The organism is Leclercia sp. M-A074-M, assembly GCF_965195605.1.
Classification (GTDB): domain Bacteria; phylum Pseudomonadota; class Gammaproteobacteria; order Enterobacterales; family Enterobacteriaceae; genus Enterobacter.
In genome coordinates this window covers 78,194-104,719 of the sequence record NZ_CBDAHM010000003.1, presented here as the reverse complement: position 1 = coordinate 104,719, position 26,526 = coordinate 78,194, and the positions used below count along the sequence as shown (strand labels likewise).

The 26,526-nt window shown below is 54.9% G+C and carries 30 protein-coding genes and 1 pseudogene; 10 read left to right on the top strand and 21 right to left on the bottom strand.

Annotated features, from left to right (window positions below; translation table 11 throughout):
- The first annotated feature begins 1 nt into the window (after position 1).
- Complete coding sequence (locus ACOKCT_RS07260) at positions 2 to 1,432, top strand: DNA cytosine methyltransferase (RefSeq protein ID WP_420193324.1); 1,431 nt, start codon at positions 2 to 4, stop codon at positions 1,430 to 1,432.
- The gene (locus tag ACOKCT_RS07255; protein WP_420193323.1) at positions 1,416 to 1,907 is read left to right on the top strand and encodes a very short patch repair endonuclease; all 492 of its coding nucleotides are present in this window, start codon (positions 1,416 to 1,418) and stop codon (positions 1,905 to 1,907) included. Before ACOKCT_RS07260 ends, ACOKCT_RS07255 begins: the two co-directional genes overlap by 17 nt.
- Here ACOKCT_RS07255 and yedA read toward each other — a convergent pair.
- Positions 1,879 to 2,793 carry a drug/metabolite exporter YedA gene (gene yedA, locus ACOKCT_RS07250; protein ID WP_325940860.1) on the bottom strand — a complete coding sequence of 305 codons (915 nt, stop codon included), beginning with the start codon at positions 2,791 to 2,793 and terminating at the stop codon, positions 1,879 to 1,881. The genes ACOKCT_RS07255 and yedA overlap by 29 nt on opposite strands.
- Before the next feature lie 177 nt (positions 2,794 to 2,970).
- Here yedA and ACOKCT_RS07245 point away from each other — a divergent pair, with 177 nt between their 5' ends.
- From ACOKCT_RS07245 to dgcQ, 3 genes are all read left to right on the top strand, one after another.
- On the top strand, positions 2,971 to 3,888 hold the full coding sequence (locus ACOKCT_RS07245; RefSeq protein ID WP_420193322.1) for a DUF808 domain-containing protein: 918 nt from the start codon (positions 2,971 to 2,973) through the stop codon (positions 3,886 to 3,888).
- A 78-nt stretch (positions 3,889 to 3,966) separates the two neighbouring features.
- Positions 3,967 to 4,149 (top strand): YodC family protein, encoded by a 183-nt coding sequence (locus ACOKCT_RS07240; RefSeq protein ID WP_103180158.1) that lies wholly within the window; start codon positions 3,967 to 3,969, stop codon positions 4,147 to 4,149.
- Between the two features lie 126 nt (positions 4,150 to 4,275).
- Positions 4,276 to 5,949 (top strand): cellulose biosynthesis regulator diguanylate cyclase DgcQ, encoded by a 1,674-nt coding sequence (gene dgcQ, locus ACOKCT_RS07235; protein WP_420193321.1) that lies wholly within the window; start codon positions 4,276 to 4,278, stop codon positions 5,947 to 5,949.
- Here the strand turns inward: dgcQ and ACOKCT_RS07230 are convergent.
- Both ACOKCT_RS07230 and yodD read right to left on the bottom strand, forming a co-directional pair.
- The gene (locus tag ACOKCT_RS07230) at positions 5,931 to 6,743 is read right to left on the bottom strand and encodes a mannosyl-3-phosphoglycerate phosphatase-related protein (protein ID WP_103180156.1); all 813 of its coding nucleotides are present in this window, start codon (positions 6,741 to 6,743) and stop codon (positions 5,931 to 5,933) included. The two genes, dgcQ and ACOKCT_RS07230, sit on opposite strands and share 19 nt — an antisense overlap.
- A 299-nt stretch (positions 6,744 to 7,042) precedes the next feature.
- Positions 7,043 to 7,270: a YodD family peroxide/acid resistance protein gene (gene yodD / locus ACOKCT_RS07225; protein ID WP_103180155.1), complete on the bottom strand. Its 228-nt coding sequence runs from the start codon at positions 7,268 to 7,270 to the stop codon at positions 7,043 to 7,045.
- 127 nt (positions 7,271 to 7,397) lie between these two features.
- Between yodD and dsrB the strand changes: the two genes are divergently transcribed.
- Positions 7,398 to 7,586, top strand: a complete 189-nt coding sequence (gene dsrB, locus ACOKCT_RS07220) for a protein DsrB (RefSeq protein WP_180209824.1) — start codon at positions 7,398 to 7,400, stop codon at positions 7,584 to 7,586.
- Between the two features lie 91 nt (positions 7,587 to 7,677).
- Here dsrB and rcsA read toward each other — a convergent pair whose 3' ends face one another.
- From rcsA to fliF, 14 genes and pseudogenes are all read right to left on the bottom strand, one after another.
- Complete coding sequence (rcsA, locus tag ACOKCT_RS07215) at positions 7,678 to 8,301, bottom strand: transcriptional regulator RcsA (protein WP_103180154.1); 624 nt, start codon at positions 8,299 to 8,301, stop codon at positions 7,678 to 7,680.
- A 286-nt stretch (positions 8,302 to 8,587) separates the two neighbouring features.
- Positions 8,588 to 9,380, bottom strand: a pseudogene (gene fliR / locus ACOKCT_RS07210) (flagellar biosynthetic protein FliR); the annotation flags it as partial.
- Between the two features lie 2 nt (positions 9,381 to 9,382).
- Positions 9,383 to 9,652 carry a flagellar biosynthesis protein FliQ gene (fliQ, locus tag ACOKCT_RS07205; RefSeq protein WP_032612271.1) on the bottom strand — a complete coding sequence of 90 codons (270 nt, stop codon included), beginning with the start codon at positions 9,650 to 9,652 and terminating at the stop codon, positions 9,383 to 9,385.
- A gap of 10 nt (positions 9,653 to 9,662) precedes the next feature.
- A complete protein-coding gene (fliP, locus tag ACOKCT_RS07200; RefSeq protein ID WP_103180152.1) occupies positions 9,663 to 10,400 on the bottom strand; it encodes a flagellar type III secretion system pore protein FliP in 738 nt (245 codons plus the stop codon).
- Positions 10,400 to 10,774 carry a flagellar biosynthetic protein FliO gene (fliO, locus tag ACOKCT_RS07195; protein WP_103180151.1) on the bottom strand — a complete coding sequence of 125 codons (375 nt, stop codon included), beginning with the start codon at positions 10,772 to 10,774 and terminating at the stop codon, positions 10,400 to 10,402. The genes fliP and fliO overlap by 1 nt, the downstream gene beginning before the upstream one ends.
- 2 nt (positions 10,775 to 10,776) lie before the next feature.
- Positions 10,777 to 11,190 carry a flagellar motor switch protein FliN gene (fliN, locus tag ACOKCT_RS07190; protein ID WP_103180150.1) on the bottom strand — a complete coding sequence of 138 codons (414 nt, stop codon included), beginning with the start codon at positions 11,188 to 11,190 and terminating at the stop codon, positions 10,777 to 10,779.
- On the bottom strand, positions 11,187 to 12,191 hold the full coding sequence (fliM, locus tag ACOKCT_RS07185; RefSeq protein WP_103180149.1) for a flagellar motor switch protein FliM: 1,005 nt from the start codon (positions 12,189 to 12,191) through the stop codon (positions 11,187 to 11,189). The genes fliN and fliM overlap by 4 nt, the downstream gene beginning before the upstream one ends.
- A 4-nt stretch (positions 12,192 to 12,195) precedes the next feature.
- Positions 12,196 to 12,663: a flagellar basal body-associated protein FliL gene (fliL, locus tag ACOKCT_RS07180; protein WP_103180148.1), complete on the bottom strand. Its 468-nt coding sequence runs from the start codon at positions 12,661 to 12,663 to the stop codon at positions 12,196 to 12,198.
- A 111-nt stretch (positions 12,664 to 12,774) separates the two neighbouring features.
- The gene (gene fliK, locus ACOKCT_RS07175) at positions 12,775 to 13,974 is read right to left on the bottom strand and encodes a flagellar hook length control protein FliK (protein WP_156654835.1); all 1,200 of its coding nucleotides are present in this window, start codon (positions 13,972 to 13,974) and stop codon (positions 12,775 to 12,777) included.
- Positions 13,971 to 14,414 carry a flagellar export protein FliJ gene (gene fliJ, locus ACOKCT_RS07170; protein ID WP_103180146.1) on the bottom strand — a complete coding sequence of 148 codons (444 nt, stop codon included), beginning with the start codon at positions 14,412 to 14,414 and terminating at the stop codon, positions 13,971 to 13,973. The genes fliK and fliJ overlap by 4 nt, the downstream gene beginning before the upstream one ends.
- 20 nt (positions 14,415 to 14,434) lie before the next feature.
- Positions 14,435 to 15,805, bottom strand: a complete 1,371-nt coding sequence (fliI, locus tag ACOKCT_RS07165; protein ID WP_103180145.1) for a flagellar protein export ATPase FliI — start codon at positions 15,803 to 15,805, stop codon at positions 14,435 to 14,437.
- Complete coding sequence (gene fliH, locus ACOKCT_RS07160; RefSeq protein WP_103180144.1) at positions 15,805 to 16,512, bottom strand: flagellar assembly protein FliH; 708 nt, start codon at positions 16,510 to 16,512, stop codon at positions 15,805 to 15,807. Before fliH ends, fliI begins: the two co-directional genes overlap by 1 nt.
- Complete coding sequence (gene fliG / locus ACOKCT_RS07155) at positions 16,505 to 17,500, bottom strand: flagellar motor switch protein FliG (protein ID WP_103180143.1); 996 nt, start codon at positions 17,498 to 17,500, stop codon at positions 16,505 to 16,507. Before fliG ends, fliH begins: the two co-directional genes overlap by 8 nt.
- A complete protein-coding gene (gene fliF / locus ACOKCT_RS07150) occupies positions 17,493 to 19,172 on the bottom strand; it encodes a flagellar basal-body MS-ring/collar protein FliF (RefSeq protein ID WP_103180142.1) in 1,680 nt (559 codons plus the stop codon). Before fliF ends, fliG begins: the two co-directional genes overlap by 8 nt.
- 227 nt (positions 19,173 to 19,399) lie before the next feature.
- On the opposite strand from fliF, the gene fliE reads away from it, so the two are divergent.
- The gene (gene fliE, locus ACOKCT_RS07145) at positions 19,400 to 19,714 is read left to right on the top strand and encodes a flagellar hook-basal body complex protein FliE (RefSeq protein ID WP_420193320.1); all 315 of its coding nucleotides are present in this window, start codon (positions 19,400 to 19,402) and stop codon (positions 19,712 to 19,714) included.
- A 68-nt stretch (positions 19,715 to 19,782) separates the two neighbouring features.
- The gene (gene yedD / locus ACOKCT_RS07140; protein WP_103180136.1) at positions 19,783 to 20,196 is read left to right on the top strand and encodes a lipoprotein YedD; all 414 of its coding nucleotides are present in this window, start codon (positions 19,783 to 19,785) and stop codon (positions 20,194 to 20,196) included.
- Between the two features lie 50 nt (positions 20,197 to 20,246).
- Here the strand turns inward: yedD and amyA are convergent, their stop codons facing one another.
- From amyA to fliD, 4 genes are read right to left on the bottom strand one after another with little or no spacing between them, the layout of a single operon-like run.
- Complete coding sequence (gene amyA, locus ACOKCT_RS07135) at positions 20,247 to 21,731, bottom strand: alpha-amylase (protein WP_420193319.1); 1,485 nt, start codon at positions 21,729 to 21,731, stop codon at positions 20,247 to 20,249.
- Positions 21,732 to 21,785: 54 nt separating this feature from the next.
- On the bottom strand, positions 21,786 to 22,160 hold the full coding sequence (fliT, locus tag ACOKCT_RS07130) for a flagella biosynthesis regulatory protein FliT (RefSeq protein ID WP_214422172.1): 375 nt from the start codon (positions 22,158 to 22,160) through the stop codon (positions 21,786 to 21,788).
- A gap of 5 nt (positions 22,161 to 22,165) precedes the next feature.
- Entirely contained in the window at positions 22,166 to 22,570 is a 405-nt protein-coding gene (gene fliS, locus ACOKCT_RS07125) for a flagellar export chaperone FliS (RefSeq protein WP_156654831.1), read from the bottom strand.
- Between the two features lie 14 nt (positions 22,571 to 22,584).
- Positions 22,585 to 24,012, bottom strand: a complete 1,428-nt coding sequence (fliD, locus tag ACOKCT_RS07120; protein WP_420193318.1) for a flagellar filament capping protein FliD — start codon at positions 24,010 to 24,012, stop codon at positions 22,585 to 22,587.
- A gap of 392 nt (positions 24,013 to 24,404) precedes the next feature.
- On the opposite strand from fliD, the gene ACOKCT_RS07115 reads away from it, so the two are divergent.
- A complete protein-coding gene (locus ACOKCT_RS07115) occupies positions 24,405 to 25,385 on the top strand; it encodes a flagellin (RefSeq protein ID WP_420193317.1) in 981 nt (326 codons plus the stop codon).
- Positions 25,386 to 25,602: 217 nt separating this feature from the next.
- Complete coding sequence (locus ACOKCT_RS07110; RefSeq protein WP_420193316.1) at positions 25,603 to 26,505, top strand: CatB-related O-acetyltransferase; 903 nt, start codon at positions 25,603 to 25,605, stop codon at positions 26,503 to 26,505.
- Positions 26,506 to 26,526: the final 21 nt, after the last annotated feature.

The window sequence follows — 26,526 nt, the reverse complement described above, 5'->3', positions numbered from 1 at the left end:
TATGCAGGAAAATGTATCAGTGACGGAGTCCGCGTTTTTGCTGGCAGAAAAATCAACGGCGTCAGTGCAGGCGTTATTGTGCCAACTGCTGGAAATTTACGATGCCAGAACGCTGGCGCATCTGCTGAATGCTCAGGGCGAAAGCCACTGGAGCCCGGCAATCATTAAGCGGCTGGTGACCAGTGAGCGGGCAGGGCGTCGTCTCAGCGACGGCGAATATAGCGTCTTGCAAAATCTGCTGCCTCGTCCGCCAGCCTGTCATCCTCACTATGCTTTCCGTTTTGTCGATCTCTTCGCCGGGATCGGCGGCATCCGCCACGGCTTTGAGGCGATTGGCGGGCAGTGCGTGTTTACCAGCGAATGGAATAAACACGCGGTGCGTACCTATAAAGCCAACTGGTATTGCGATCCTGACGCGCATCAGTTCAACGAGGACATTCGCGAAGTGACGCTCAGCCACCAGAGCGGTGTGACGGACGAAGAGGCGGCGCAGCACATTCGTGACAACATTCCTGCCCATGACGTCCTGCTCGCGGGCTTCCCGTGCCAGCCGTTTTCCCTGGCCGGAGTATCAAAAAAGAACGCGCTGGGCCGCGCGCACGGCTTTGCCTGCGATACCCAGGGAACCCTCTTCTTCGATGTGGCGCGCATTATTGATGCCCGCCGCCCGGCCATCTTCGTCCTTGAAAACGTCAAAAACCTGAAGAGCCACGACGGGGGCAAAACGTTCCGCATCATCATGCAGACCCTGGATGAACTGGGATATGACGTGGCGGATGCCACTGACAGCGGCCCGGACGATCCTAAGATCGTTGACGGTAAACATTTTCTGCCGCAGCACCGCGAGCGCATTGTGCTGGTAGGCTTTCGTCGCGATCTCAACCTGTGTGGTAATTTTACGCTGCGGGATCTCCCGGGGCTGTGGCCGACCCGACGCCCGACCATTGCCGATCTGCTTGAGCCCGTGGTGGACGCCAAATTCATTCTCACCCCGGTGCTGTGGAAATATCTTTATCGCTATGCCAAAAAGCATCAGGCGAAGGGCAACGGTTTTGGTTTCGGCATGGTCGATCCTACCAACCCACACAGCGTCGCCCGCACGCTGTCGGCACGCTATTACAAAGATGGCGCCGAGATCCTCATCGACAGAGGCTGGGATAAAGCCCTTGGCGAGCGCGATTTCGATGATGCCGAAAACCAGCGCCACCGTCCGCGCCGTTTGACGCCGCGGGAGTGCGCGCGATTGATGGGATTTGAAACCCCTCAGGGCTACGGCTTCCGCATTCCGGTATCAGATACACAGGCCTATCGCCAGTTTGGTAATTCGGTGGTCGTGCCAGCTTTTGCAGCTGTCGCCCGGTTGCTGGAGTCGCGCATTTTGCAGGCAGTTGAGAAACGCAAGGCTGAGGCCGCGAATGGCGGACGTTCATAATAAAGCCACCCGCAGTAAAAACATGCGCGCCATCGGCACGCGGGATACGGCTATCGAAAAACGGCTGGCCGGCCTGCTTACGGAGGTCGGTTTTGAGTTTCGTGTGCAGGATGCCGCCCTTGCCGGACGGCCTGATTTTGTCATCGACAGCCATACGTGTGTGATCTTTACCCACGGCTGTTTCTGGCATCGTCACGACTGCTATCTGTTTAAAGTCCCGGCGACCCGCACCGATTTCTGGCTGGAAAAAATTGGCAAGAATGTCGCGCGTGATGCACGAGATATCGCTGTGTTGCAGGAGCAGGGCTGGCGGGTGCTGGTGGTGTGGGAGTGCGCGCTGCGCGGCAAAATGAAGCTCGATGACAGGGCGCTCACGGAGCGGCTGGAAGAGTGGATCTGCAGCGGCGGTAACGCCGCGCAGATCGACACGCAGGGCATTCGCCCGCTTATGGTTTCTCAGCCTGACAAGAGGTAACCACCGGTTTTGCCGGCAGCAGGTACTTGCCGAGCGTCACCAGCACCACCGCCATAATAATAATCCCCAGCGCCAGCCACTCTGTCGCCGAGAGCGATTCCCCGCCAAGACCCGTGCCCAACAGGACGGCCACTACTGGATTGACATAGGCATAGCTGGTGGCGACCGCCGGTGAGACATTGCGGATCAGAAACATATAGGCGTTAATCGCGATCACCGAACCGAAAATCGCCAGATAGCCCACCGCCAGCCACCCTGAGAGGTCGGGTAGGGCGGTCATTTTCTCCCCCGACAGCAGGGACGCTGCCAGCAGTACGATCCCGGCGGTGACCATCTCAATGGCGCCGGCCATCATGCCGGAGGGCAATTCAATGCGCGAGCCGTAAACCGAACCAAACGCCCAGCTCATCGAGCCAATCAGGATCAACACCGCTCCCCACGGATTACCGCTGAGGTTACCACCGCTGTTAAGCAGAATAATGCCCACCATCCCGATGGCGATCCCCAGCCACTCCAGCTTGCGCGTTTTGATGCCAAAAAGACGGCTGAAGCAGAGGGTGAACAGCGGAACGGTGGCCACCACCACCGCGGCGATACCGGACGGCACATTCTGATGCTCGGCGACGGTGACAAAGCCATTGCCCACCGCCAGCAGCAGGACGCCAATCAGGGCGGCATTGATCAACGGACGCAGCGGCGGCAGCCTATGGCCGCGCAGGAGCAGAAACGCCAGCAGCAGCGTACCCGCCGAGAGGAACCGCACCCCCGCCATCAGCAGAGGGGGCCAGCTTTCCACCCCAATGCGGATCACGAAGTAGGTGGAGCCCCAGATGATATAGAGCGCAAACAGGGCGCCCGCTAATGGTAAGACTTGCCTGAAACGCATACTCCCTCACGGCGAATTAAAAAGGTCGCATATAGTTAACGTGAAAACTATCACGCTGGCGAGTCCTTTAATTGTGTCGTTGATGTGAATAATTTGTTGACATATACGGGGTGGTTTCGAGGTTTGCGGTTTTACTCCATACTGTTGTGGTAATTAACAAAAAGAAGGAACCTTATTTTGGCGGGAAGTAGCTTATTAACTCTGCTGGATGATATCGCCACGCTGCTGGACGATATTTCACTGATGGGAAAACTGGCGGCGAAAAAGACCGCAGGCGTGCTGGGTGACGATTTGTCGCTAAACGCCCAACAGGTGACGGGCGTGCGTGCCAACCGGGAACTGCCCGTGGTCTGGGCCGTGGCGAAGGGATCGTTGCTCAATAAAGTGATCCTCGTGCCGCTGGCGCTATTGATCAGCGCCTTTATTCCGTGGGCCATTACGCCGTTGCTGATGATCGGCGGGGCGTTTCTCTGTTTTGAAGGGGCGGAGAAAATCCTCCACTCCCTGGCATCACGTAAAGATAAGGAGAAGGAGTCTCCGGCCGCGCGGCAACAGCGTCTGGAAGCGCTGGCAGCAAAGGATCCTGTCGCGTTCGAGCGCGATAAGGTGAAGGGGGCTGTTCGCACCGACTTTATTCTGTCGGCGGAAATTGTCGCCATCACTCTGGGTATCGTGGCGGATGCGCCGCTGCTGAATCAGGTGCTGGTGCTCTCGGGGATCGCCGTTCTGGTGACCATTGGGGTTTACGGTCTGGTAGGGCTCATCGTCAAACTGGACGATATCGGCTACTGGCTAAACGAAAAGCGCAATGCGCTGGCGAAGGCCACAGGCAAAGCGCTGCTGGTGATTGCGCCCTGGCTAATGAAGTCGTTATCGGTGATTGGCACCCTGGCGATGTTCCTGGTCGGCGGCGGGATTGTGGTGCACGGTATTGCGCCGCTGCATCATGCCATTGAACACTTTTCAGAATCGCAAGCGTCTGTTATTGCAGCCATTTTGCCAACCTTACTCAACCTTGTGCTCGGCTTTATCATTGGCCTTATCGTTGTGGCAGTCGTGAAAGTTGTGGAAAAAATGCGAGGGCACTCACATTAATAGGTTGAAGCTATACCAGGCATAACTGTTATTCCTCGACTAAATTGATACAGTTTCACACTGATAAAGGAGGCGGTTATGGTCTTTCTGGTCAGCGATGAAGTTAAGCCTAAAAATGGCGGCCCACGTATGGTCGTCACCGGCTATGCAAGCGGAATGGTGGAATGTCGCTGGTACGACGGTTACGGCATCAAGCAGGAAGCGTTTCATGAAGATGAGCTTCAGCATGGTGATGGCACCCGGCGACAGGACAAGGCTTAAGTCACGCTACGCCCGGCACTGCCGGGCGTTTTTGTACGTTATAATCGCGCCAACCGCAGTAGCATTGCAAAATCAGCCAGGCTTTGACGTCATGCAGATGGCGAAGGTGGCCTTCACGGAGTAGGTGTGGAGCACGACATCGTTTCAGGAAAAGACGCTTTTACGGCACGACATCGCTTTCATCCGGGCCGGGTTGTTAACATCTGCTTTATTGTCGTCCTCATCTTCTCCACGCTGTTGACCTGGCGTGAAGCCGTGGTGCTGGAGGATGCGTACGCGGCCAGCCAGAAAAATCATCTGGAGACGGTGGCCAATTCACTGGATCGCCAGCTTGAGTTCAGCGTGGAAAAGCTGCTGTTCTTTCGCAACGGCATGCGCGACGCCCTTGAAACGCCCCTCGCATCCCCACTGTTGCGTAATACTGTCGACCACTTTAACGATCTGCAGGGCAAGCCCTCCTGGCAGCTGACCTTCGATGTGCGTCGCACCTTACCCTTGAACGGTGTTTCTGATGCCTTTGTACGGCAAACCACCAGCCTGTCACGTGATGATGAACGGATTGAAAGAGAGTTGAGCGCCGCGTTTGAAATGGGCTATTTGCTGCGCATCGACTCTCCGGCAGCACACGCCAGGCGCGTGGTCTATGTTTCCCGCGCCGGGTTTTACGTCTCAACCGATCCCACCGACTGGGGAGGTGACATTATCTCCCGTTACTATCATTTGGTCACACGTCCGTGGTACACCGGCCAGTCGGAGCGTGAGAACCGGGCCCGAAGCGTGCGCTGGTTTACGCATGGGGCAGACGATCGCACCGTTACCGTCAGCGTACCGGTCGATTACCAACGCTACTGGTACGGCGCGCTGGCGTTAGAGTTTACGCTCCCGGGGCTGAAGAAACTGCTGCAGGATGCAGTAGACGGCAATGGTGAAGGTGAGTTCCAGCTCTATGATAAAGGCTTTAATCTGCTCGCCACGTCGGAGAATATTGCGGACAACGTGAATCATTTTGACGAGCGCGAGCGGGCGCAAATTGCCGCTGCTCTGGAAAAAGATACCGAAGGGGATATCCGTCTGGGGAGCCGCTACGTCAACTGGCATCATCTGGATCATTTTAATGGTCTTGTGCTGCGCATCCACACCCTGAGGGAAGGGGCGAACGGTGATTTCGGCAGCATTACTATCGCGCTGGCGATGCTGTGGCTGCTCTTTACCGCGATGCTGGTGGGCTCATGGTTTGTGATCCGCCGGATGGTCAGCAATATGTACCGCCTGCAACACTCGCTGCAGTGGCAGGCCTGGCACGATCCGCTGACCCGGATAAATAACCGTGGCGCGCTGTTTGAGCGGGCAAAAGCGCTGGCGAAGCGGTGTGAACAGCAAAATCAGCCCTACTCGGTGATGCAGATGGATCTTGACCATTTCAAACGGGTTAACGACAGCTTTGGTCACCACGCGGGGGATAAAGTGCTGACGCATGCGGCTGGCTTAATTACCCGCACGATAAGGGACACCGATGTTGCCGGACGTGTCGGCGGAGAAGAGTTCTGTGTAGTGTTACCGGACACCGGGCCGGAACAGGCGATGGCAATTGCCGAGCGGATCCGCGAGCGCATCAATCGTCGGGAAATCCTGGTGAAAAAAAGCCAGACGACGCGCGTCAGCGTGTCGATTGGCGTCAGCAGCGCAGAGGAGAGCGGTAACTACGATTTTGAACAGCTACAGTCCATCGCCGACGCCCGGCTTTACCAGGCGAAGCAGCGAGGACGCAACCAGGTGGTGGGTCAGGACGAGAAGAAGTGATCCAGCGCTTCACGCCAGCCAGCAGGACCAGGCTGGTGGGTGTGGTAAACCCGCGCCGGATCGTCGTTTTTGAGCGTAATTCCCTGGCGATTGATGCCTTTAACCACCACCGCGAAATCGACACTATCCAGCAGCGGCGCGTCGTTTGGCCCGTCACCCAGACCGAGAGTAGTGGGAAGCGCGCCTTCGCGCTGCAGGTATTGCTCGTTGAGCCAGTTAATCGCCTGATCCTTACCGCCGCGCTCATCAAGAATGTGCCAGAACCGTGCGCCCTGAACATACTTCAACCCCAGCGCGGTCAGCGCATCTTCAAACGCAGCCATTCTCTCATCGCTGTCGCGCCAGATGAGCGTCACCGAGGCTTCATGCAGTTTCGCCAGCCTAGCACGGGCATAATTAAGACCGGTCCACTCACTAATAACCCGCTCGTCCACGTCATCGAAGGTGGTGAATTTGTAACCCTCCCGGGCGCGCAATTGATTGATGATGTTAACGATATCGGCATGGGGAGCGCCATTGATTAACCGTGGGGCGTTGGGATGGTCATCCCAGCGGACATCCAGCTGGATCACCGCGCCATTTTCGGCAATAAAGGGCAAGCCCTCCAGCCCCAGATCGCTCTGGATCTCCAGCATCTCCGCCGCGGTTTTGCTGCTGCAGAGGATCACCGGGATCTGATGGTCCTGTAAGGTATCCAGCCAGCCAAGAGCGGGCTGCCAGTCATAGGTGTGAATATCCAGCAATGTGCCGTCCAGATCGCTATAGATAAGCAGCGGATCGTCGAGTGAAGGCATAGCATCTCCCCTAACAGATGAAGGTCTTTTATAAGAATTTTCTTAAAATAAAATTCTGCAAAACGGTTATCTTATGGAACCGATCCCGCGCACCCCACGGCTGACGCCTGTTGGGCAACTATAATCAACATTTTAATTGCACAGGGAAACTATAAATATGAAGAATATTTCCTTGTCTTGCAAAAAAATTGCAGATAATGTTTACGCGACATCAGATTTCCTGGTGTAACGAATTTACAAGTGCTTCTTGCATGAGCAAGTTTGATCCCGGTCACCCCATGACCGGGATTTTTTTCGCATCAGCGATTCACCTCTGTGACGCTGAAATCATGGATATCCAGCTCAAAGGCTTCAGCCAGCTCGCGCCAGGTATGGTAATCCCGATTGTTAACCCGTACCCGGGTAGGGTCATCCTCTATGCGCTGTACTTCGCTCTCGCTGATTTCATTGATCGCGGCGAGCAAGGCATCCACATCAACATTCACTTCCCGTTTAGCCGTTTCGCTGTACTCTTTTTCGGTCTTCATTGCGTACTCCTCGTTTACCCTTTACAGCTTTAAGTATAGACCGCCGATAAAAGCGGCAATCGCGCAGCAACACGCTGCCAGTTTTCACGTTTTGTTCTACACTGGCTCAAAACCAGAGGAGGATTTTATGAACGTCAACGATCGGGTAACCGTCAAAACCGACGGCGGGCCGCGTCGCCCGGGTGTGGTACTGGCAGTTGAGCAGTTTAATGAAGGCACGATGTATCTGGTCTCGCTGGAGGACTACCCGCTCGGGATCTGGTTCTTTAACGAGCTTGGCCACCCTGACGGGATTTTTGTTGAGAGCGTGGAGTAACATGCGTGTCGGCTGACGCGGGCTGGCGCGGCCGAAATGAAAAATCTCTGGCATAGCCAGAGATCGGTTTACGTGGCAAAAAGGGAAGGGGTTAACGCAGATTAACGTAAATTCCGTTGGTCACATTGTCGGTCAGGCGAACGACATGATAGATCACTTGCTTATTATGCGTTTTAATCTTCCTTTTAATATTTCCTTTATGTGACGATACGGTTTTCGCCTTGATATTCATCTGGTCTGAAATCTGAATCGTTCCCTGTCCAGCCATCCACATTCGCAGCATGCTGGATTCAGTTCGGCTTAATGATAAAGTGGGAAAATTAAATTTCGCTACACTCTTTATCTCTTTGTTTAAATAATCCCCGATCAGTTCATCCAGCGATTCCGGCTTAATAGATTTCGAACTAATCAGAAGATTCTGACGCACCCGCAAATATTCATCGAAATGGATATTGGCTATAGCCATAAAAACAATAAACAGGGTGCCGGGATGCTGATTAATGATCTGCTTTATTTGCTGACTGTTGGCGGGATCGTGAATGAAACAGTCCTCATTAATAAACACCACACCTGGCGTAAGGGCGTCACATGCGGCGGCAAGTTCGTCAACCGTATGTACATCGTTGATCTCTTTTTTCTTTACCCCTCTGCTGGCCAGATACCCGGTTAACCCTAGCCGGGTGTAACTGCATAAATCCATAATGATCGTTGACATGGCATACCCTCACTCAATGCATAACGATAATTCACCACCTGCCTGAGAGCTCTTTAACAGCCAAACGGGATGGAAAAATAAATTACCTGTGAGCATTACAAGGACTTTCAGGCGAACTCACTATCCCGTAAAGTTACGTATAATTTGCCAGGAAACTTCTTAAAGTAAAGTAAATGTTGAATTATGTGAGGAGTATAAAAGCATTAAACCCGCTCCAGATATATCCTGGCAGATGTTTCTCATTTTCTATTTTAGGAATATCCTCAGAAAGACAATATAAAAAAGAGGGTTTATTGTTTCACGGAAAGCTCGCGCACGATATTGGCCAATAAATTAAATATTTCACTAAATAGATGTTCGCAGAATGGCGCAATAAGCGGCATTAAGAGGCCGATAAGCACAAGGCCGATAGTCAGGGTGATAGGGAAACCAATGACAAACACCGACAGCTGTGGCGCCATACGGTTAAGTAAACCCAGCGCCAGGTTGACGATCAGCAGCAGGGTAATCAGCGGCAGCGCCAGCATCAGGCCGTTAAGGAAAATCAGCCCGGCCGCACGGGTCAGCGCCATAAAAGCGTTGCTGTTTACCGGCTCCCCGCCAATCGGCAGGGTGTGGAAGGTATCCACCAGCATCGAAATCAGCCACAGATGCCCGTCAAAGGACATAAACAGCAGCATCGCCAGCAGGTCGATGATACGAGCAATGATCGGCATGTTAAGCCGACTGCCAGGGTCAAAGAAGGTGGCGAAGGAGAGACCCATCTGCAGACCAATCAGCTCCCCGGCGGTGCGCACGGCGGCAAAGGCAAACTGCATCGTAAAGCCGATGGCCACGCCAATCAGGATCTGCTGTAGCCCAACCCACAGGGCTGGCGCGGAGAAAATTGGCACATTTACCGGCGGCAGCGTTGGGGCAACGATGATGGTAATGAGAATAGCCAGGCCCAGCTTGACCCGCTTGGGTATCGCCCGCTCGCTCAGGATCGGCGCGGTGGAGATCAGGGCCAGGATGCGCAAGAGCGGCCAGAAGTAGAGGCCCAGCCACTCAAGCCACTGGATGCTGGTAACTTGCAGCATACCTAGCCGATGATATAGGGCAGGTTAGTGAACAGATTGCGCATGTAATCCAGCAGCAGGTTGAGCATCCACGGCCCGGCGATAATGATCGCCACAAACACGGCGATGATTTTCGGGATAAACGACAGCGTCATCTCGTTAATCTGCGTGGCGGCCTGCAGGATACTGATGATCAGACCGGTGACCAGCGCCACCAGCAGCAGGGGAGCGGCAACGGAGATGGCGACCTTCATCGCTTCCGTGCCCATCATCATGACCGATTCTGGCGTCACCGGGCGCTCCTTAACTGTAGAAACTTTGTGCCAGCGACCCCACCAGCAGCTGCCAGCCGTCCACCAGGACAAAGAGCATCAGCTTGAAGGGCAGGGCAATGGTTGCTGGCGGCACCATCATCATCCCCAGCGCCATCAGGACGCTGGCGATAACAAGGTCGATAATCAAAAACGGAATGAAGATCGTAAAACCAATCTGAAAGGCGGTTTTCAGCTCGCTGGTGACGTAAGCGGGCAGCAGAATGCGCATCGGCACCGCCTCAGGCCCCTGGATCGGCCCGGCGTTCGCCAGACGGGCAAAGAGCGCCAGGTCAGCTTCGCGGGTCTGACGTAGCATAAATTCCCGCAGCGGTTGCGCCCCTTTTTCCAGCGCCTCCTGCATGGAGATCTTCTCTTCGCTGAAGGGCTGATAGGCGTCGGTGTAAATCTTGTCGATCACCGGCGACATAATGAAAAAGGTCAAAAACAGGGAGAGACCGAGCAGCACCTGGTTAGGCGGCGCGGACGGGGTACCCAGGGCGTTTCGCAGCAGACCGAAGACGATGATGATGCGGGTAAAGCTGGTCATCATCAGCAGAATAGCCGGGATAAAGGTCAGCGAGGTGATAAACACCAGCGTCTGAACAGGCAGAGACCAGCTCTGACCGCCATTGGCCATCGGCGTCGAGATCAGGCCGGGCAACTGGGCATACACGGCGGGAGCAAACAGGCCAACCCCGGCAAGCGTAAGGGATAACAAACGGCGCATCACGATCTCCCGGAACGCTTAAGCAAACTCTTCATCACGGACTGAAAATCCTGTGGAACCTCTGTGCGACTCTCCTCAGAGACCGGCGCAGGCGGTAATTTATGCAGAATATTAATGTTTGAGGCGGTCACACCCAGCACCAGCCGGGCGTCTTCTACTTCAACGATCACCACGCGCTCACGCGGGCCCAGCGAAGTGCTGGCAGCGAGCTTCAGCCCGCGGGCACCGGCGGTTTTGCCCGCCAGTCCCACGCGTTTAGCCAGCCAGGCGGCAACGAGAATAAAGGCAATAATACCCAGCAGCGCGCCGCTGACCTGAAGCAGCGGCGAACCTGGCACCGCAGAGGGCTGAGAGACGACTGCCTGGGTCTTCATGCTTAACGGCTCAGACGACGCATACGTTCAGACGGGGTAATGATGTCGGTGATACGCACGCCGTACTTATCGGCGACAACCACAACTTCACCCTGGGCAATCAGGTAGCCGTTGATCAGAATATCCAGCGGCTCACCGGCCAGGCCATCCAGCGCCACGACCGAACCCTGCGTCAGGCGCAGCAGCTCTTTAATGGTCATGCGGGTACGGCCCAGCTCCACGGTCAGCTTGACCGGGATATCCATAATCAGATCGATATCCTGCAGCGTACCGCTGACGTCGCCGCCGCCCAGCTGCTGGAATACCGAATCGGCAACGCTTTTGCTGGCCGGTGCTTTTTGTTCGTTTAACGCCTCAGCCCACAGATCGTCCAGTGCTCCGGTGTTGTCATCGGACGGATTGTTCATATCACTCATTTGGGCTGTTCCTCATTCAGAGAATTCAAAATCGGGTTGATCAGGTGCTCAACGCGTAACGCGTACTGATTATTCACGGTGCCATACTGGCTGGTCAGCACGGGCACGCCATCCACATGCGCAATGATGCGGTCGGGTTTTTCTATCGGCAGAACATCGCCGGGTTTTAATTTTAAGATCTGCGACAAACGCAGCGGCACGTCGGCAAAATTGGCCACCAGTTCTAACTGGGAGTGCTGAACCTGGCGTACCAGGTTCTCACGCCAGTTCTGATCTTCATGGCGGGAGTTCTCCAGCGGCGGGTTCACCAGCACTTCGCGCAGCGGCTCAATCATGCTGAACGGCAGGCAGATATTGAATTCGCCGGTCAGGTTGCCGATCTCCACGTGGAACGGGGTGTTGACCACGATGTCGTTTGGCGAGGTGGTAATGTTGGTGAACTTCACCTGCATCTCGGAACGCACATACTCCACGTCGAGCGGGTGGATCGCCTTCCATGCGTCGCTGTACCCCTCAAGGGCCAGCTTCAGCATGCGGTTGATAACGCGCTGTTCGGTGTGGGTGAACTCGCGGCCTTCCACTTTAGTCGGGAAACGTCCGTCGCCGCCGAAGAGGTTATCTACGGCGATAAACACCAGGCTTGGCGAGAAGACGAACAGACCCGTGCCACGCAGCGGTTTCAGATGGATTAGGTTGAGGTTCGTCGGCACCGGCAGGTTACGGGCGAACTCATGATACGGCTGAATGCGGATCGCACCGACGGTAATATCCGGGCTACGGCGCAGCAGGTTAAACAGCCCCATACGGAACTGACGGGCAAAACGTTCGTTGATGATCTCCAGCGCCTGCAGACGCTCGCGCACCACGCGACGCTGGGTATTGGGATCGTAGGGGCGAATATCACTTTCGCCCGCCAGGCCCGCTTTTGGTTCGTCGGCTTTATCGCTGTCGCCGTTGAGCAGCGCATCGATTTCCGCCTGAGAAAGAATACTGTCGCCCATGTCGTTACCGCAGAATGAAAGCTGTATACAGAACGTCGGTGACTTCCTGCTTTGGTTGACCGCTGATCAGAGGCGCGGCCAGCGTTTGCTTAATGGCTTCCACCAGCTTCTGCTTACCTTCATCGGTAGAGAGCTGGGTGGCATCCTGACGAGAAAACAGCAGCAGCAGACGGCTGCGCACTTCCGGCAGGTATTCACTCAGACGCGCGCGGGTAGCTTCGTCTTTCAGACGCAGCGTAATGCCCACGTAAAAGACGTGATCGGCGTCGCCCAGGTTAACGGTGAACGTATCCAGCGCAAAAAAGACAGGTGCCGCCGGCGGTGGTGGCTCCACTTTGGCTTCGGCTGAAGGGGCTTTATTCATACGCCAGTAGCTGTAACCTGCGGTGGCGCAGGCGGCGAGCGTAATTAACACCAACAGCGGGATCCAGATGGAACGCTTACTTTTTTTGGTGATGGCGGAGTCAGTCATCTGTTGCGTGCTTCCTGTTTCGGGACTGCTAATGTGGTGATTATCCCGTGTCCTGTCGCCGTCAAAGGGTCGAAAAGACGGGGATAATCACGCTACCTCTGGCGTTTAGGTTTAGGCGAAGATATCGACGGCACTGTTTCCACGGGCTGCAGACTGCAGCGAGGCCGGTGCCGCCAGCAGCTCATCGCTCTCTTCATCAAATCCGCCGTTATTGCCGGAGCGGGATGCCTGCTGCTGATGCTGAGAGGAGGCCTGCTGTTGACCGTTAAAGTTTTCACTGCTGATGCTGCTTTGCGTAAGCTGAATACCGTTTTCCGCCAGCTGAGTACGCAGCACCGGCAGTGCCGCTTCCAGCGCCGCGCGAACGTGGCTGTGGCCTGACACCATCTGCAGCTGCGCCTGGTTATCATCCAGCTTAAGCGTAATTTGCACCTGGCCCAGATCTTCCGGGTGCAGACGCAGCTCGGCGCTCTGCTGGCCCTGACGGGTGAACAGCGTGATGTGCTGGCTGATGGTCTGCTGCCACTCATTGCTGCCCAGCTGGGCGCTGACCACCGGTGCGGCGGCCATCGTCGGCTGAGCAGAGGTAAGATTGCTGACAATCGGCCCCATCGTGATGGTCGGCCCGGTCGGGGATGGTGTGCTCTCAGCCGCCTGTCTGGTCGTTGCCGCGGCGACGGCTGGCGTCAGTTGGGTGTCAGAAGCTAAGGCCGCACCTTTATCCTGAGCCACGTTTTTTGCGGTGCGCAGCGCATCGGTATCCAGCGCTGGCTGATGACCACGATCGCCATTCAGCGTCGCCTTCACATCCAGGCTTCCGGCGCTCACTGGCTGAGGCGCGGCCGCGGTTGCGGTCTGCTGGTGGGGAAGCATCGCCATGAGGGCGCTTAATCCCGCCAGCTCTTCCTCGCTAAGCTCCGTTTTGCTGTCAGCCTCTTTAGCGGCCTGGGCCAGCGATTTCAGCACCTCGCTTTTGGCGACCGGCAACAGGCCGTGTGCCAGCCCCGGCTGGCTGGCATCTTCATCGGATAGCGTCAGATCCTGACGCGCCAGCAGCTCGGCAAGCTTGCCGGCATCGGCGTCAACGTCGCTATCGGCGGCACCGGTTTGCAGCGCCGCCTGGGCGAACTTGCCGCCCGATGAGTGGAGATCGTTCAGCGTCAGGCCGACATCTTTGCCCTGACCTTTGGCATCGCTTAACGCGCCCGCCAGCAGGGCAAGAAAATCCTGCGCGCCGTCGGCCGCTTTTCCGCCCCGCGCGCCAGCCGTAAGATCGCTGTCGCTCGAAAGCAGTTGTTGAAGGGTGATCATTCCGGGGTCCTCATTGATGCCCGCTGGGCAAATTCATCCATTTTTTTCTGATCGAGACGGCTTTCCGCCAGGGTTGCGGCGGCAAGCTGGCGATCCTGCAGTGTCTGCCAGGCCTGTAAGCGCTGTTTCTTCTCTCGCCAGGCTGTTAACGCAAGGTCGACTTTATTGCTCCACTGAACCACCTGCTGGCGATGCTGTTCGATCGCTTTCTCCAGCGTCTGGATGAACTGTTGATAGTTGATCCAGCGCTGGCTGCCGATGCCCTGCGTCATATCGGTATTGAGGTTGGTGCGATACTCATGCTGGTAGTCAATCAACATCTTCAGCTGCTCTTCCGCCTGTTGCTGTCCGCGGCGCATCACCCCAAGGTGCTGCGCGGCATGATCAACATCCTGCTCGGCCAGATCTTTCAGCGTGGTTAATGCGCCGTGTTGTGCCATGACATTCGCCCTCTACCTTGTTACACCTGCGGGAAGATCATCTCCAGAGCCTGGATTGAGCTTTCCCAGTCGGCCTTCTCAAAAATACCCTGCTGCAGATACGCCTCCAGATGCGGCCACAGGGCAATCGCCTTGTCGAGCATCGGGTCGCTGCCTTTGGCATACGCCCCGACGCTGATCAGATCGCGGTTGCGCTGGAAGCTGGAGAGCAGCTGTTTGAAGTTACGCACCCGGGCGTAATGCTTCTCGGTAATCAGCGCCGTCATCGCACGGCTTATAGAGGCTTCGATATCGATAGCCGGATAGTGGCCCGCTTCGGCCAGGCGGCGCGACAGGACGATATGGCCGTCGAGGATCGCGCGTGCCGAGTCGGCAATCGGGTCCTGCTGGTCATCGCCTTCGGTCAGCACCGTGTAAAAGGCGGTAATGGAGCCCCCGCCATTGATGCCGTTCCCGGCGCGCTCCACCAACGCCGGGAGTTTGGCAAACACCGAAGGCGGGTAGCCTTTGGTAGCCGGTGGCTCGCCAATCGCCAGAGCGATCTCACGCTGGGCCATCGCATAACGGGTCAGGGAGTCCATGATCAGCAGCACGTGCTGGCCGCGGTCGCGAAAATCTTCGGCGATACGGGTGGCATAGGCAGCCCCCTGCATGCGCAGCAGGGGAGAGACATCCGCCGGGGCGGCAATCACGACCGAGCGGGCACGCCCCTCCGCACCGAGGATGTTCTCGATAAAATCTTTAACTTCACGGCCACGCTCGCCAATCAGCCCCACCACGATAACGTCGGCCTGGGTGTAGCGGGCCATCATGCCGAGCAGCACCGATTTTCCGACGCCGGAGCCGGCAAAAAGGCCCATACGCTGGCCGCGACCGACGGTCAGCAGGGCGTTGATCGGGCGCACGCCGGTATCCAGTACGTGTTCGATTGGGGTGCGTTGTAACGGGTTGAAGGGCGGTGTGACCAGCGCCCCGGTTTCGGTGGTGTCGGGCGCGGGCAGGCCATCCAGCGGCTTACCGGCGCCGTCCAGCACCCGTCCGAGCAGCGCCGGGCCGAGCGGCAGTTGCTTGCCGCTGTGCAGTCCGTCGCTGGAGAAATTTTTGGCATAGACCCGCGCGCCGGGCAGCACGCCTTCGACCTCTTCCAGCGGCATCAGGAACAGACGCTGGCCGTTAAAGCCGACCACTTCGCTCTCGACTTCGTGGATCTCGTTACCGTCCTGCCGTTCGATAATGCAGGTGGCCCCCAGCGGCAGTTGCAGGCCCGTCGCCTCCAGTACCAGACCGGTGGCGCGGGTTAAGCGGCCATAGCGACGAACGGGGGGCAGTTGCGCCATCTTCGCTTCAAAGTTGTCGAGGGTGGTGAGCCAACGGGTGAGGCGAGCGGTCATCAGATGACTCCCGGTGCCGCCAGGCGGCACAGTTCCTGCCAGCGGGTTGCCACGCTGGCATCCAGATCCCCTTCATCGGCAGAGACTTTGCAGCCGCCGTGATGCAGGGTCGGATCGCCGCGCAGACGCCAGCCGTGCAGGCTCAGGGTCGCGCCGAGCATCTCTTCCACGCGCTGCAGATCGTCTGGGTGGACGCGCAGCTGCGGTTTGCCGCTGAACAAGGGCTCCTGCTGCAGCAACCCCTGGATCTGTTTGATAAGCGAAGAGTTATCCACTGGCGGCGTATGGCCAATCACCTGGCGTGCCGCCTCAAGCGCCATCTGCATCAGGCGCGAGGCGATCACGCTGTCCAGCGCGTCCAGGGTATTCTGGAACTCGCTCACCAGCTGCTGCATCCGGGCATGGATCGGCGCCTGCTGCGAACGCGCCTGTTCTAACCCCTGGGCCAGCCCCTGAGTCAGACCTTCCTGATAGCCCTGCTCCTGGCCTTTCTGCCTGCCTTCGTTCAGACCGGCCGCGTAGCCTTGATCGTGCGCCTGCATCTGGATCTGCGCCAGCTGCTGCGCGCGCTGCTCCTCTTCGCTCAGCTCTGGCGCGTCCTCTTCCTCGCCCAGATCGGCAGAAGCGACGGCCGCAGGCACAAATTCCGCGCGGGGAGGGGAGAGATCGTCCGGGGTCCAGACTTTCCACGGCAGTTCATCAGACATAGGTATCCTCGCCGCTGCCTACCACCATCTCGCCGGTTTCTGCCAGACGACGCACAATAAGCAGGATCGCTTTCTGTTCGTTTTCCACCTGAGACAGACGGACCGGGCCACGGTTGGCAAGGTCGTCGCGCAGGATATCCGCCGCACGCTGGGACATGTTGCGCAGGAACTTCTCGCGCAGCGGCTGTTCGGCGCCTTTGAGGGCGATAAGCAGCGATTCGGAGTCCACTTCCTGCAGCAGGCGCTGGATACTGCGGTCGTCCACGTCGACCAGGTTTTCGAACAGGAACATTTCGTCGATAATTTTCTGCGCCAGTTCGCCGTCGAATTCGCGCACTGCGGTAATAACCGCCTCTTCCTGCTGCGTTTTCATCAGGTTGATAATTTCGGCCGCCGTTCTCACGCCGCCCATTTTGCTGCGCTTGAGGTTCTGGCCATCAAGCAGGCCATTCAGTACCTCGGTCAGTTCCGCCAGCGCCGCCGGCTGGACGCCGCCGAAGGTGGCGATACGCAGCATCACATCGTGACGCAGGCGCTCGTCGAACAGCGCCAGAATATCGGCCGCCTGACCACGCTTAAGGTGAACCAGGATAGTGGCGATGATCTGCGGATGTTCGTCGCGAATAAGATCGGCTGCGGTCTGCGGCTCCATAAAGTTGAGCGTTTCGATGCCGCTGGCGGTATCGCGGGTCTCGAGAATATCCTCCAGCAGGCTGGCGGCACGCTCTTCGCCGAGGGCTTTGACCAACACCGAACGCAGGTATTCGTTGGCATTGACGTTGAGCGCCGCAAACTGTTCCGCTTCCTGCTCAAACTCCGACAATACGTCGGTCAGCTGTTTGTTGGAGATCTGACGCACGTTGGCCATTGCCGCACTGAGAATCTGCACTTCGCGCTGGGAGAGGTGTTTGAACACCTCCGCCGCCCGGTCCTCGCCAATGGTCATCAGCAGGATGACGCTTTTATCCGTTCCGGTAAGGTTACTCATTTTCGTTACTCATCCACTGGCGAATGACCAGCGCCACGACGCGCGGATCGTTATCTGACATTTCGCGAATACGCTGGCTCATCACCTCAGCGCCCATGCGCTGGTTAGCACGGCGCTGCTGCAGCTGTTCGTCTTTGCTGAGACGGACTTCCACCGCTTCTTCTGTTTCCTGACGCAGCATGGTCTGCTCTTTCAGCGCCTTCGCCTCTTCGGCGCGGCGTACCAGCTGCGGACGTACCGCTTTACGCCACAGCAGCCAGGCGACAATCACCACCAGCAGCCAGCGACCGGCATCCATCATCTGGGCGATAAAGGACTGAGTTTTCCAGAACGGCAGCTCGCCGCTGTTATCGTCAACCGCACTGAACGGCGAGTTCACGACGTTTAAGGTATCGCCACGCGTCTCTGAGTAACCCATCGCTTCACGGGTCAGGTTTTCAATCTGTTTCATCTGCTCGGCGGTCAGCGGTAGCGGCTTACCGTCCGGCAGAGTTTTGTAGTTGACGACCACCGCCACGGAGAGACGCTGCACATCACCCGTGTTCATTTTGGTGTGGCGAATGGTGCGATCGACTTCGTAGTTAGTGGTTTCGTTGCGGCTGCTGGTGCGCGGGCCGGAATTGGCCGCAGCCGCCGTTTGCTGCTGATTCGCCTGCTGACCGTTCTGCGGGTTCTGCGCTGGCGCATTAATCGGCGCAGTGTTGGCCGGGGCTGGTTGGTTAGAGAGCGCACCCGGTACGCCCCCCGGGAATGGGCCGCCCACCTGCAGATTTTCATTTACCTGACGCGAACGCATCACCGCCTGGGCGGCATCGCCGTTCGGACGATACTGCTCTTCGGTCTGCTCTTTATCGGAGAAATCGATCTGCGCGGTAACCTGGGCATGAACGTTGGTTGTCCCTACAATCGGCCCGAGAATGGCTTCGATGCGGCTCTGAATGCGATTTTCCACATCAGTGGCATATTTCAGCTGTGCGTCATTGAGGTCGCGATCGCCGGTGTTGGATTTGGTTAACAGACGACCCGTCTGATCCACCAGGGTCACATTACCCGGCGGTAAACCCGCCACGGCGCTGGAGACCAGATGCACCACCGCACTGATTTGCCCTTCGTCCAGCGCGCGGCCAGGCTGCAGATTAACGGTGACGGATGCCGAAGGGGCTTTTTGTTCCCGGACAAACAGGGTCGGTTTCGGCATGGCCAGGTGCACGCGGGCGCTTTTCAGCGGACCCAGCGTTTCGATGGTACGGGCCAGTTCGCCTTCCAGGGCGCGCTGATAGTTCACCTGCTCGCTGAACTGGCTGATGCCAAATTTTTCCTGATCCAGCAGTTCAAAGCCTACTGCCCCGCCTTTCGGCAGGCCTTGCTGGGCAAGACGTAAGCGGAGTTCATGAACTTTATCGGCGGGGACTTCCAGCGCGCCGCCGTTATCCGCGAAGCGGTAAGGGACGTTCATCTGGGTGAGCTGGGTGACGATAGCGCCGCCATCCTGATCGGAAAGGTTGCTGAAGAGCGTGCGGTAGTCTGGTTGTTTGGCCCATAAGACCATAGCGACAACAATCGCGATGGCGGCAGCGCCTGCCACGATCAACGGCACTTTAGGGTTCGCGCGCAAGCGGCTCATCCATTCGAGAGATTTAGTTTGAGGGCTTGTTGTTGCTGACGCACTCATAGCGCACCTCGCGACTCATCGTGGATTTCATTATTAGTGTGGAGAAACAAAACAGACTCCCGGGTCGGCAAACACACAAAAAATTCCATAATCATGGCTGTGCCATTATTTGTTGAAACGGGAATTTCTATGCGTCAAATAACCTGGTTTTTTAACGCTATTTAGCGCCTTTATCTCATTGACAGACTGCTACTCTTGAGCGCGTAGAAAACCATCAGGGGAAAGTCATGGCAATACAGGGCATTGAAAGCGTCATCAGCCAGCTCCAGGCGACGGCGATGACCGCGCGTAATCAGAACGTGGCTGATGTGCAGTCGACGGTCAGCTTCGCGGGCCAGCTGCATGCGGCGCTGGACCGGATCAGCGACACGCAAACCGCGGCGCGCGTGCAGGGCGAAAAATTCACCCTCGGCGTACCGGGCATTGGTCTGAACGATGTGATGGCCGATATGCAAAAAGCATCGGTATCGATGCAGATGGGCATTCAGGTGCGTAATAAACTGATACAGGCGTATCAGGACGTTATGTCGATGCAGGTTTAGTCCTTCTGGTGCTGGCGACGCGACGGCTTTAATGCCACACTATTTTTTTCGACATAGACGGAATCATGATGAAAAAAATAGCAATTATAGCGGGGCTGCTGGCCTTAACCGGTTGTGTGCAGGTCGACAGATATCAGGATGTGATCAAACATCCTGTCCCGGCTGAACTGGCGGGTTACTGGCAGTCGAAAGGGCCGCAGAGCAGCATGGTCAGCCCGGAAGCGATCGCGACGCTGGTCGTGACGCAGGAGGGGGATACCCTCGATTGCCGGCAGTGGCAGCGCGTGGTGGCCGTGCCGGGGAAAATCATGCTGCGTTCTGACGATTATTACAACGTCACCCGCAAGCTGGATATCTACCCGCTGGAGCGGGAAGGCTCCGCCATTGAGTACGATGGCATGAGCCTGCAGCGCGTCGACAAACCTACCGTCGAGTGTGCAAATTACCTGAGTAAAAATCCGCTTGAGAGCAAGCTGCCTTAAGGGATTTGCAGGCCGGGCAGGGGCAACGCCGCCCGGCTATCAACGCACGACTATTCCGCTTCTATAACCCACACGCTGACGCTGCCGCCGTTGCAGGTGAAGACGCCGGTACCGGTTTCGTCGGTGATGACCACCTCTTCCCGGTTACCGAGAAAATCTTTCCAGGTTTTATGACCGTAGTTTTCCCCAAGCGTAATGGTTTTTTCGCCTTCGTCACCGTTAGAGAGCACCACCACGCAGCCGGGATTATCGTCGGTGCCGCTGCGGCTGAAGGCGATGCAGTTAGGGTGATCGAACCACAGAGTCTGAATGCCGTGAGCAAAGCGCTGGCGGGCAAGAATCAGCTGATCGAGCTGCTCAATTACCGGCATATCGATGTGGTACATCTCGCCGTCACCACCGGTATCGTCATAGCTGGCGCCGTACAAATCGGGGTAGAAGACGCTGGGAACGCCATTTTCGCGCAGTAAAATCAGGGCATAGGCCAACGGCTTAAACCAGGCTTCAACCGGTGCCTCCAGCGCCTGTAGCGGCTGGGTGTCATGGTTAGCGACCAGGGTCACCGCATGGAACGGAGCGGCCTCCACCAGCGTGCCGGTAAAGATCTGGCTCATGTCGTAATCACGTCCCTGCAGCGAGGCTTCGTGAAACTTCATGTGCAGCGGGGCGTCAAACAGCATGGTTTTCCCCTCCACCTGATCGATATATTGTCGCAGTTTATCAACATCTGGCGACCAGTATTCCGCCACGATAAACAGCGGTTTCGGCGCTACCTCCTGGACATGTTCGATCCACTCTTTATAGAACCAGGCCGGAATATGTTTCACCGCGTCCAGACGGAAGCCGTCGCACTGGGTTTGCTCCATCAGCCAGCGCGCCCAGTATTTGATCTCCTCGGTTACCGCACGGTTGCGAAAATCGATGTTTTCGCCCATGAGGTAGTCAAAATTTCCCATCTCGTTATCGACCTGATCGTTCCAGCCTTCGCCGGTGTAATCATTGACGATCTTGAAGATGCCGTTTTCATCAGGGTTTTCGATATGATCTATGCCGCTGAAACATTTGTAATCCCAGATGAATTTTGAATACTTTCCGGCGCGAACCGGGAAGGTGTAGCGGGTCCAGGCTTCACACTCGATAATCTCGTCATCGATCTGGTTGCGATCGTCGGCGTTCACCCGCTGAACGCGGATGGCCTCTTTCTCGTCGGCACCCATTTTGTGGTTCACAACCACGTCCATCAGCACCGCGATATTGTTGCGTTTCAGCGCGTCGATAGCGGCAAGCAGCTGGGTTTTGTCACCATATTTGGTGGGAATAGATCCTTTTTGATCGAACTCGCCGAGATCGAAAAGATCGTAGCAGTCATAGCCGACAGAGTAGCCGCCGGTCGCGCCTTTATACGCCGGGGGCAGCCAGACCATGTTGATACCGATATCATTTAAGCCGTCGGCGCGCTCGGCCACTTCCGGCCAGAGTTGACTGCCTTCAGGGTAATACCAGTGGAAGAACTGCAAAAGGGTGGGGTTTTTCATCTTCCGTGCTCCAGAAGCCGTTTCGGCGGACTTCTGGAGTATGGATCATAAGAATCATAACGGGGTGATATTAGTTAAATTTTCCGGATACAAAATATTGCCAGACAGTCTGCCGTACGTAGAAGTGACCGATTGTTGTTTGCCGGTTTGGGTGATCAATTCACGCAGTTCATCCATTCTTACTTTCAACAATGCCTTAAGCTCAGTCTCATTTTGCAGTACTTTTTCAAGAATAAAGCGTGCCTGCTCAATTTGCGCAGGAGGGCATGCGGAGATAGGGTTATGCGAGATGCCCTCGACTAACTGAACGTATTCCACTTCTTTTTCAATAAGCTCATCCCACTGACCGGAATGAGCGAGGTTCAGCATGGCAATACTCAAGGCATGGAGAGCATGCCAGTTGTTGAGAGCTGAGCTAGGACTGTTCATCAAAATTATCCTGAAATAGAGGCAGCATCGGGGCCGATTTGTTTCCACGCGTCAGCAATGTTATTCAATAAGCCCTCAACCTCGACGATCGCCTCGACATCATTTCGTAGGTTCGCTTGTAATAAACGACGAACCATATAGTCATAAAGTGCGGCGAGATTTCCCGGCAACTCACTGTCAACATCCATATTCAGGCCAGCCTTTAAGCCATTGTCGATGATGTTAATGGCTTTAGATAAAGCTTCGCCTTTCTCCGGCAGTTGGCCTGCTTCAAGAAACAGGCGGGCCCGAACAAGGGCGCTATGCGCCCCATCGAACAACATGACAATTAGCTGATGTGGACTGGCGTTCATTACCGCGCTTTCCACCCCTATCTGCTGATAGGACTGAACACCAGAGGTGTTGTACATATTTGCTCCTGAAATTACGATGAACTAGAGAACTGTTGAGTCAGGTAGTTACCTGTATTCGTCATTTTCGTCACGAGGACGTTCAGACTGGTAAACTGTGTTTTATAACGCTCCATGGTTGCTTCAATAGAGGCTTCCATCGCGTCATATCGCTTACCCAGCGTTTTGATCGTCGCATTGATACCGTCTTTCGCATTCTGGATCACGCCGGTACTGCCTGCGCTGGTACTCAGCATGGTATCCAGCGTTTTGCTCATTTTGGTGGCGAGCCCCGTCGTTTTACCGTCACCGATAAAATACTGCTGAACGGCATCCGGATTATCGGCCAGAGCTTTTTTCAGCTTGTCGGAATCAATTTTTAAATTGCCGAGTGTTCCATCCGTCGCGCGGTTAGGATCCTGAGTTACCCCAAGCTGAGCCATGATCTGCATTGAGCCGCTTTGCACTTCGGTCAACAAACCGCGCAGCTGAGACTGAATACCGCGGACATTGCCATCACCCACCAGTGCACCATTACTGGAGGACTGGCTGTCGGCTCCCGCCTCGACAGCAACATACTTTGTGACGCTGTTGATTGTGGATTGCAGCGAGTTATACGCTGTCACCCAGTCAGAAATTGCTTTTTGGTTAGCGTCCGTTGCACGGGTAATATCCAGCGATTCGTCAGCTTTACTCTCTGCTTTCAGGTTGAACGTCACGCCCGGAATCGCATCGGAAATCGTGTTTGACTGACGCTCAATCGTAATATCGTTCACCACGATAGTGGCATTTTGTGCAGCGGCCTGAACGTTCAATGCACCGGTTTTGGCTGTTGAGTCATAGCCAATTGCACTTTGTAATTTGTCGTCCCCAGTGACTTTTATCGTCATCTCACCGTCGGTACCGGTGGATTTAGACGTCAACATAAGGCGGTAATCACCATCTTTCGCTTTGATTACGCTGGCGGTCACATTGCCGTTTGCTTTATTAATGGCGCTGGCAATACCGTTCAGGGAGGTGTCGGAATCCGACAGTTCCACTTCCAGCGGCTTTTCGGTGCCCGGCTGGGTAATCGTAATTTTGCGCGTGGTGCCTGTTGTGTCGCCTAACGCATCGGTGTTGCTGCCAATAGTCCCGGTCGTCAGAGACTGCGCTTTTGCAAGGTGGTTGACGTTCACCGTATAAGATCCGATAGCCGCTTCGGATGATGTTGTCGCCGTAAATGCCGTGTTGGTACTACTCACCGCCGTCGAGTTCCAGGTAGTGGTTTTACCCAGAGTCGCAGTTGCCGTCTGCAGACTGGTCATGGCGCTCTGCAGTTTGCCATACGCGCTTAATTGCGCGTTATAGGTCGTTTGCTGGGAAGTAATCGTTGTTAGCTTGGTTCTTTCCGCTGCTTCTAACTGATTGTACAAATCCCCGAGTCCTGCAGAACCTATCCCGAGATTACTGATAGTTGCCATGCATATTTTCCTTAAAAGACGAAGTAGTTCAGAACTCGTTATCGGCGTCTTGGGATAAAAGTTTACGGCCTCAAAAAAAAAATAATCTAAGAAAAAGCCGCCACTGAATAGGGTATATGGAGGGATTGCGTCAGGTCGTGAAGATCACCCTAAGAAGTAAAACGTCGATTGAGAGAGTGAAAACAAAAGAGTGAGTTTGCGTTAGGGGGGATTTATTCAGAAAGACTAAATGTGATTTTTTTAATAAAATTCTTTGTTTATCATCAGGTTAAAATTTTTTAAAAATTGATTCTAAAGTCTTTTGGCGACCCGTCGATAACCTTGTTGACGGTGAGAGACGCCGTGAGTGTTAGGCACCGAAACCTAAACCCAATTTTGAAGGAATGAAAATTATGGCAGTTATCAATACTAACCTGTTGTCCCTGACTACTCAGAACAACCTGAACAAATCTCAGTCTTCCCTGGGTACAGCAATCGAGCGTCTGTCCTCCGGTCTGCGTATCAACAGCGCTAAAGACGATGCAGCGGGTCAGGCGATTTCTAACCGCTTCACCTCTAACATCAAGGGTCTGACTCAGGCTTCCCGTAACGCCAACGACGGTATCTCCCTGGCGCAGACTGCTGAAGGTTCTCTGAACGAAATCAACAACAACTTACAGCGTATTCGTGAGCTGTCAGTTCAGGCGCAGAACGGTACTAACTCTGCTTCCGACATCGACTCCATCCAGTCTGAAGTTAACCAGCGTCTGCTGGAAATCAACCGTGTTGCTCAGCAGACTCAGTTCAACGGCAGCAAAATCCTGTCCGGTAACACTGCTGGTTCTGATATCAAAATCCAGGTGGGTGCTAACGACAGCGAAAGCATCAACATCAGCATCAATGCAAACTCCGAGTGGAACAAACTGGGTGCATCTGCTGTTGGTGCCGAAGCGAGCGCATCTGTTACTGTAGCAACTCTGACTACTGGTACTGCTACAGTTACAAACACCACTGGTGCAGGTACCCCAACTGATACCGCGACCGCTACTCAGGCGCTGACTAAAGCTGACGGTCTGGATCGTTCAGTCGGTACTTACTCTGGCGGCTTCGACGTACTGTCCTCTGACGTTCTGAAAGACGTTGATGCAGCAATCAAAGCAGTTGATAACCAGCGTTCAGATCTGGGTGCGATTCAGAACCGTTTCGAATCCACCATCTCTAACCTGAGCAATACCATCACCAACCTGTCTGCTGCACAGTCCCGTATTCAGGATGCTGATTACGCGACCGAAGTTTCCAACATGTCTCGCGCGCAGATCCTGCAGCAGGCTGGTACTTCTGTACTGTCTCAGGCGAACCAGGTTCCTCAGGGCGTTCTGTCTCTGCTGCGTTAATATCGCCTCTTTTTCTTCAAAGGTCAGCCTGCCGGCTGGCCTTTTTTTATGTGTATATTTTGATATATCCAGGCATTTATCTTTGTTGCGCATATTCAAAAACACGAATGCTATGCAAGATTAAGAGCAAGCGTTTACGCATATTATTTCTATTATAAATGCCTTATAATTCGGTGAATTTTAAGGCCGTGAACTAATCAAATTCCAGAGACTACAGATGAATAATCAAAACCAGAAGGACATCAATATGTTAATAGAGCAGCTATCGATGCTGCGTTTTCAGATGTCACGCGTAGATGGAAGCTATAAGGTAAGTCCTATCCGTCTACTGGATGGCGGAGAAATTCATGGCCACTCTAATGAAAATGAGCACTCGTGGAGAATGATTAACGGAGAATTATTTTTCCATGCTGATAATGGGAAAATCAGTACCGCATTTGGCAAACCCTTTATGGAAAATGGAAAGCTAACTTTTATTGGCGACTTTGTCCTCGTGCCACAATGGAAGATAAAACATAAACTTACGCAAATTGATTTTGTTAATGACACCCTTGAGGTCAATCCTAAACAGACAAAAATAGAACTCAAAGATTATATTGAAGAGTTCAATTGGGATATTGGGGATCATACCTACGGTAAGCCATTAATTCTGGAAGCAAAAATGGCGGGTCTTAAAATCGGCAAATTCTGCTCTATAGCCCCCGGCGTGATGATCATCCTGGGTAATCATGTCACCAATACGGCGACAACCTATCCGTTTTCTTCTTTAAAATCGTTCTGGCCCGGAGCCCGACGTAATCCTATTGAAGACCATAGCACTAAGGGCGATGTGAATATTGGTAATGACGTGTGGATGGGGAGAAATGCCATTATCATGTCAGGTATCACCATCGGTGATGGCGCTGTTATTGCAGCTAATAGCGTTGTGACCAAAGATGTTAAACCTTATTCTATTGTCGGTGGCAACCCGGCCAAAGTATTACGCATGAGGCACAGCGACGATATCATTGAAGCCCTGCTGCAGATCAAATGGTGGGAGTGGAGTGACGAAGAGGTTGATAGTAGAATTAAATACCTGATGTCAGACATTAATGAATTTGTCGCACGCTTTAAAGCGTAAAAGTGCATGTCCCGTTAGCGT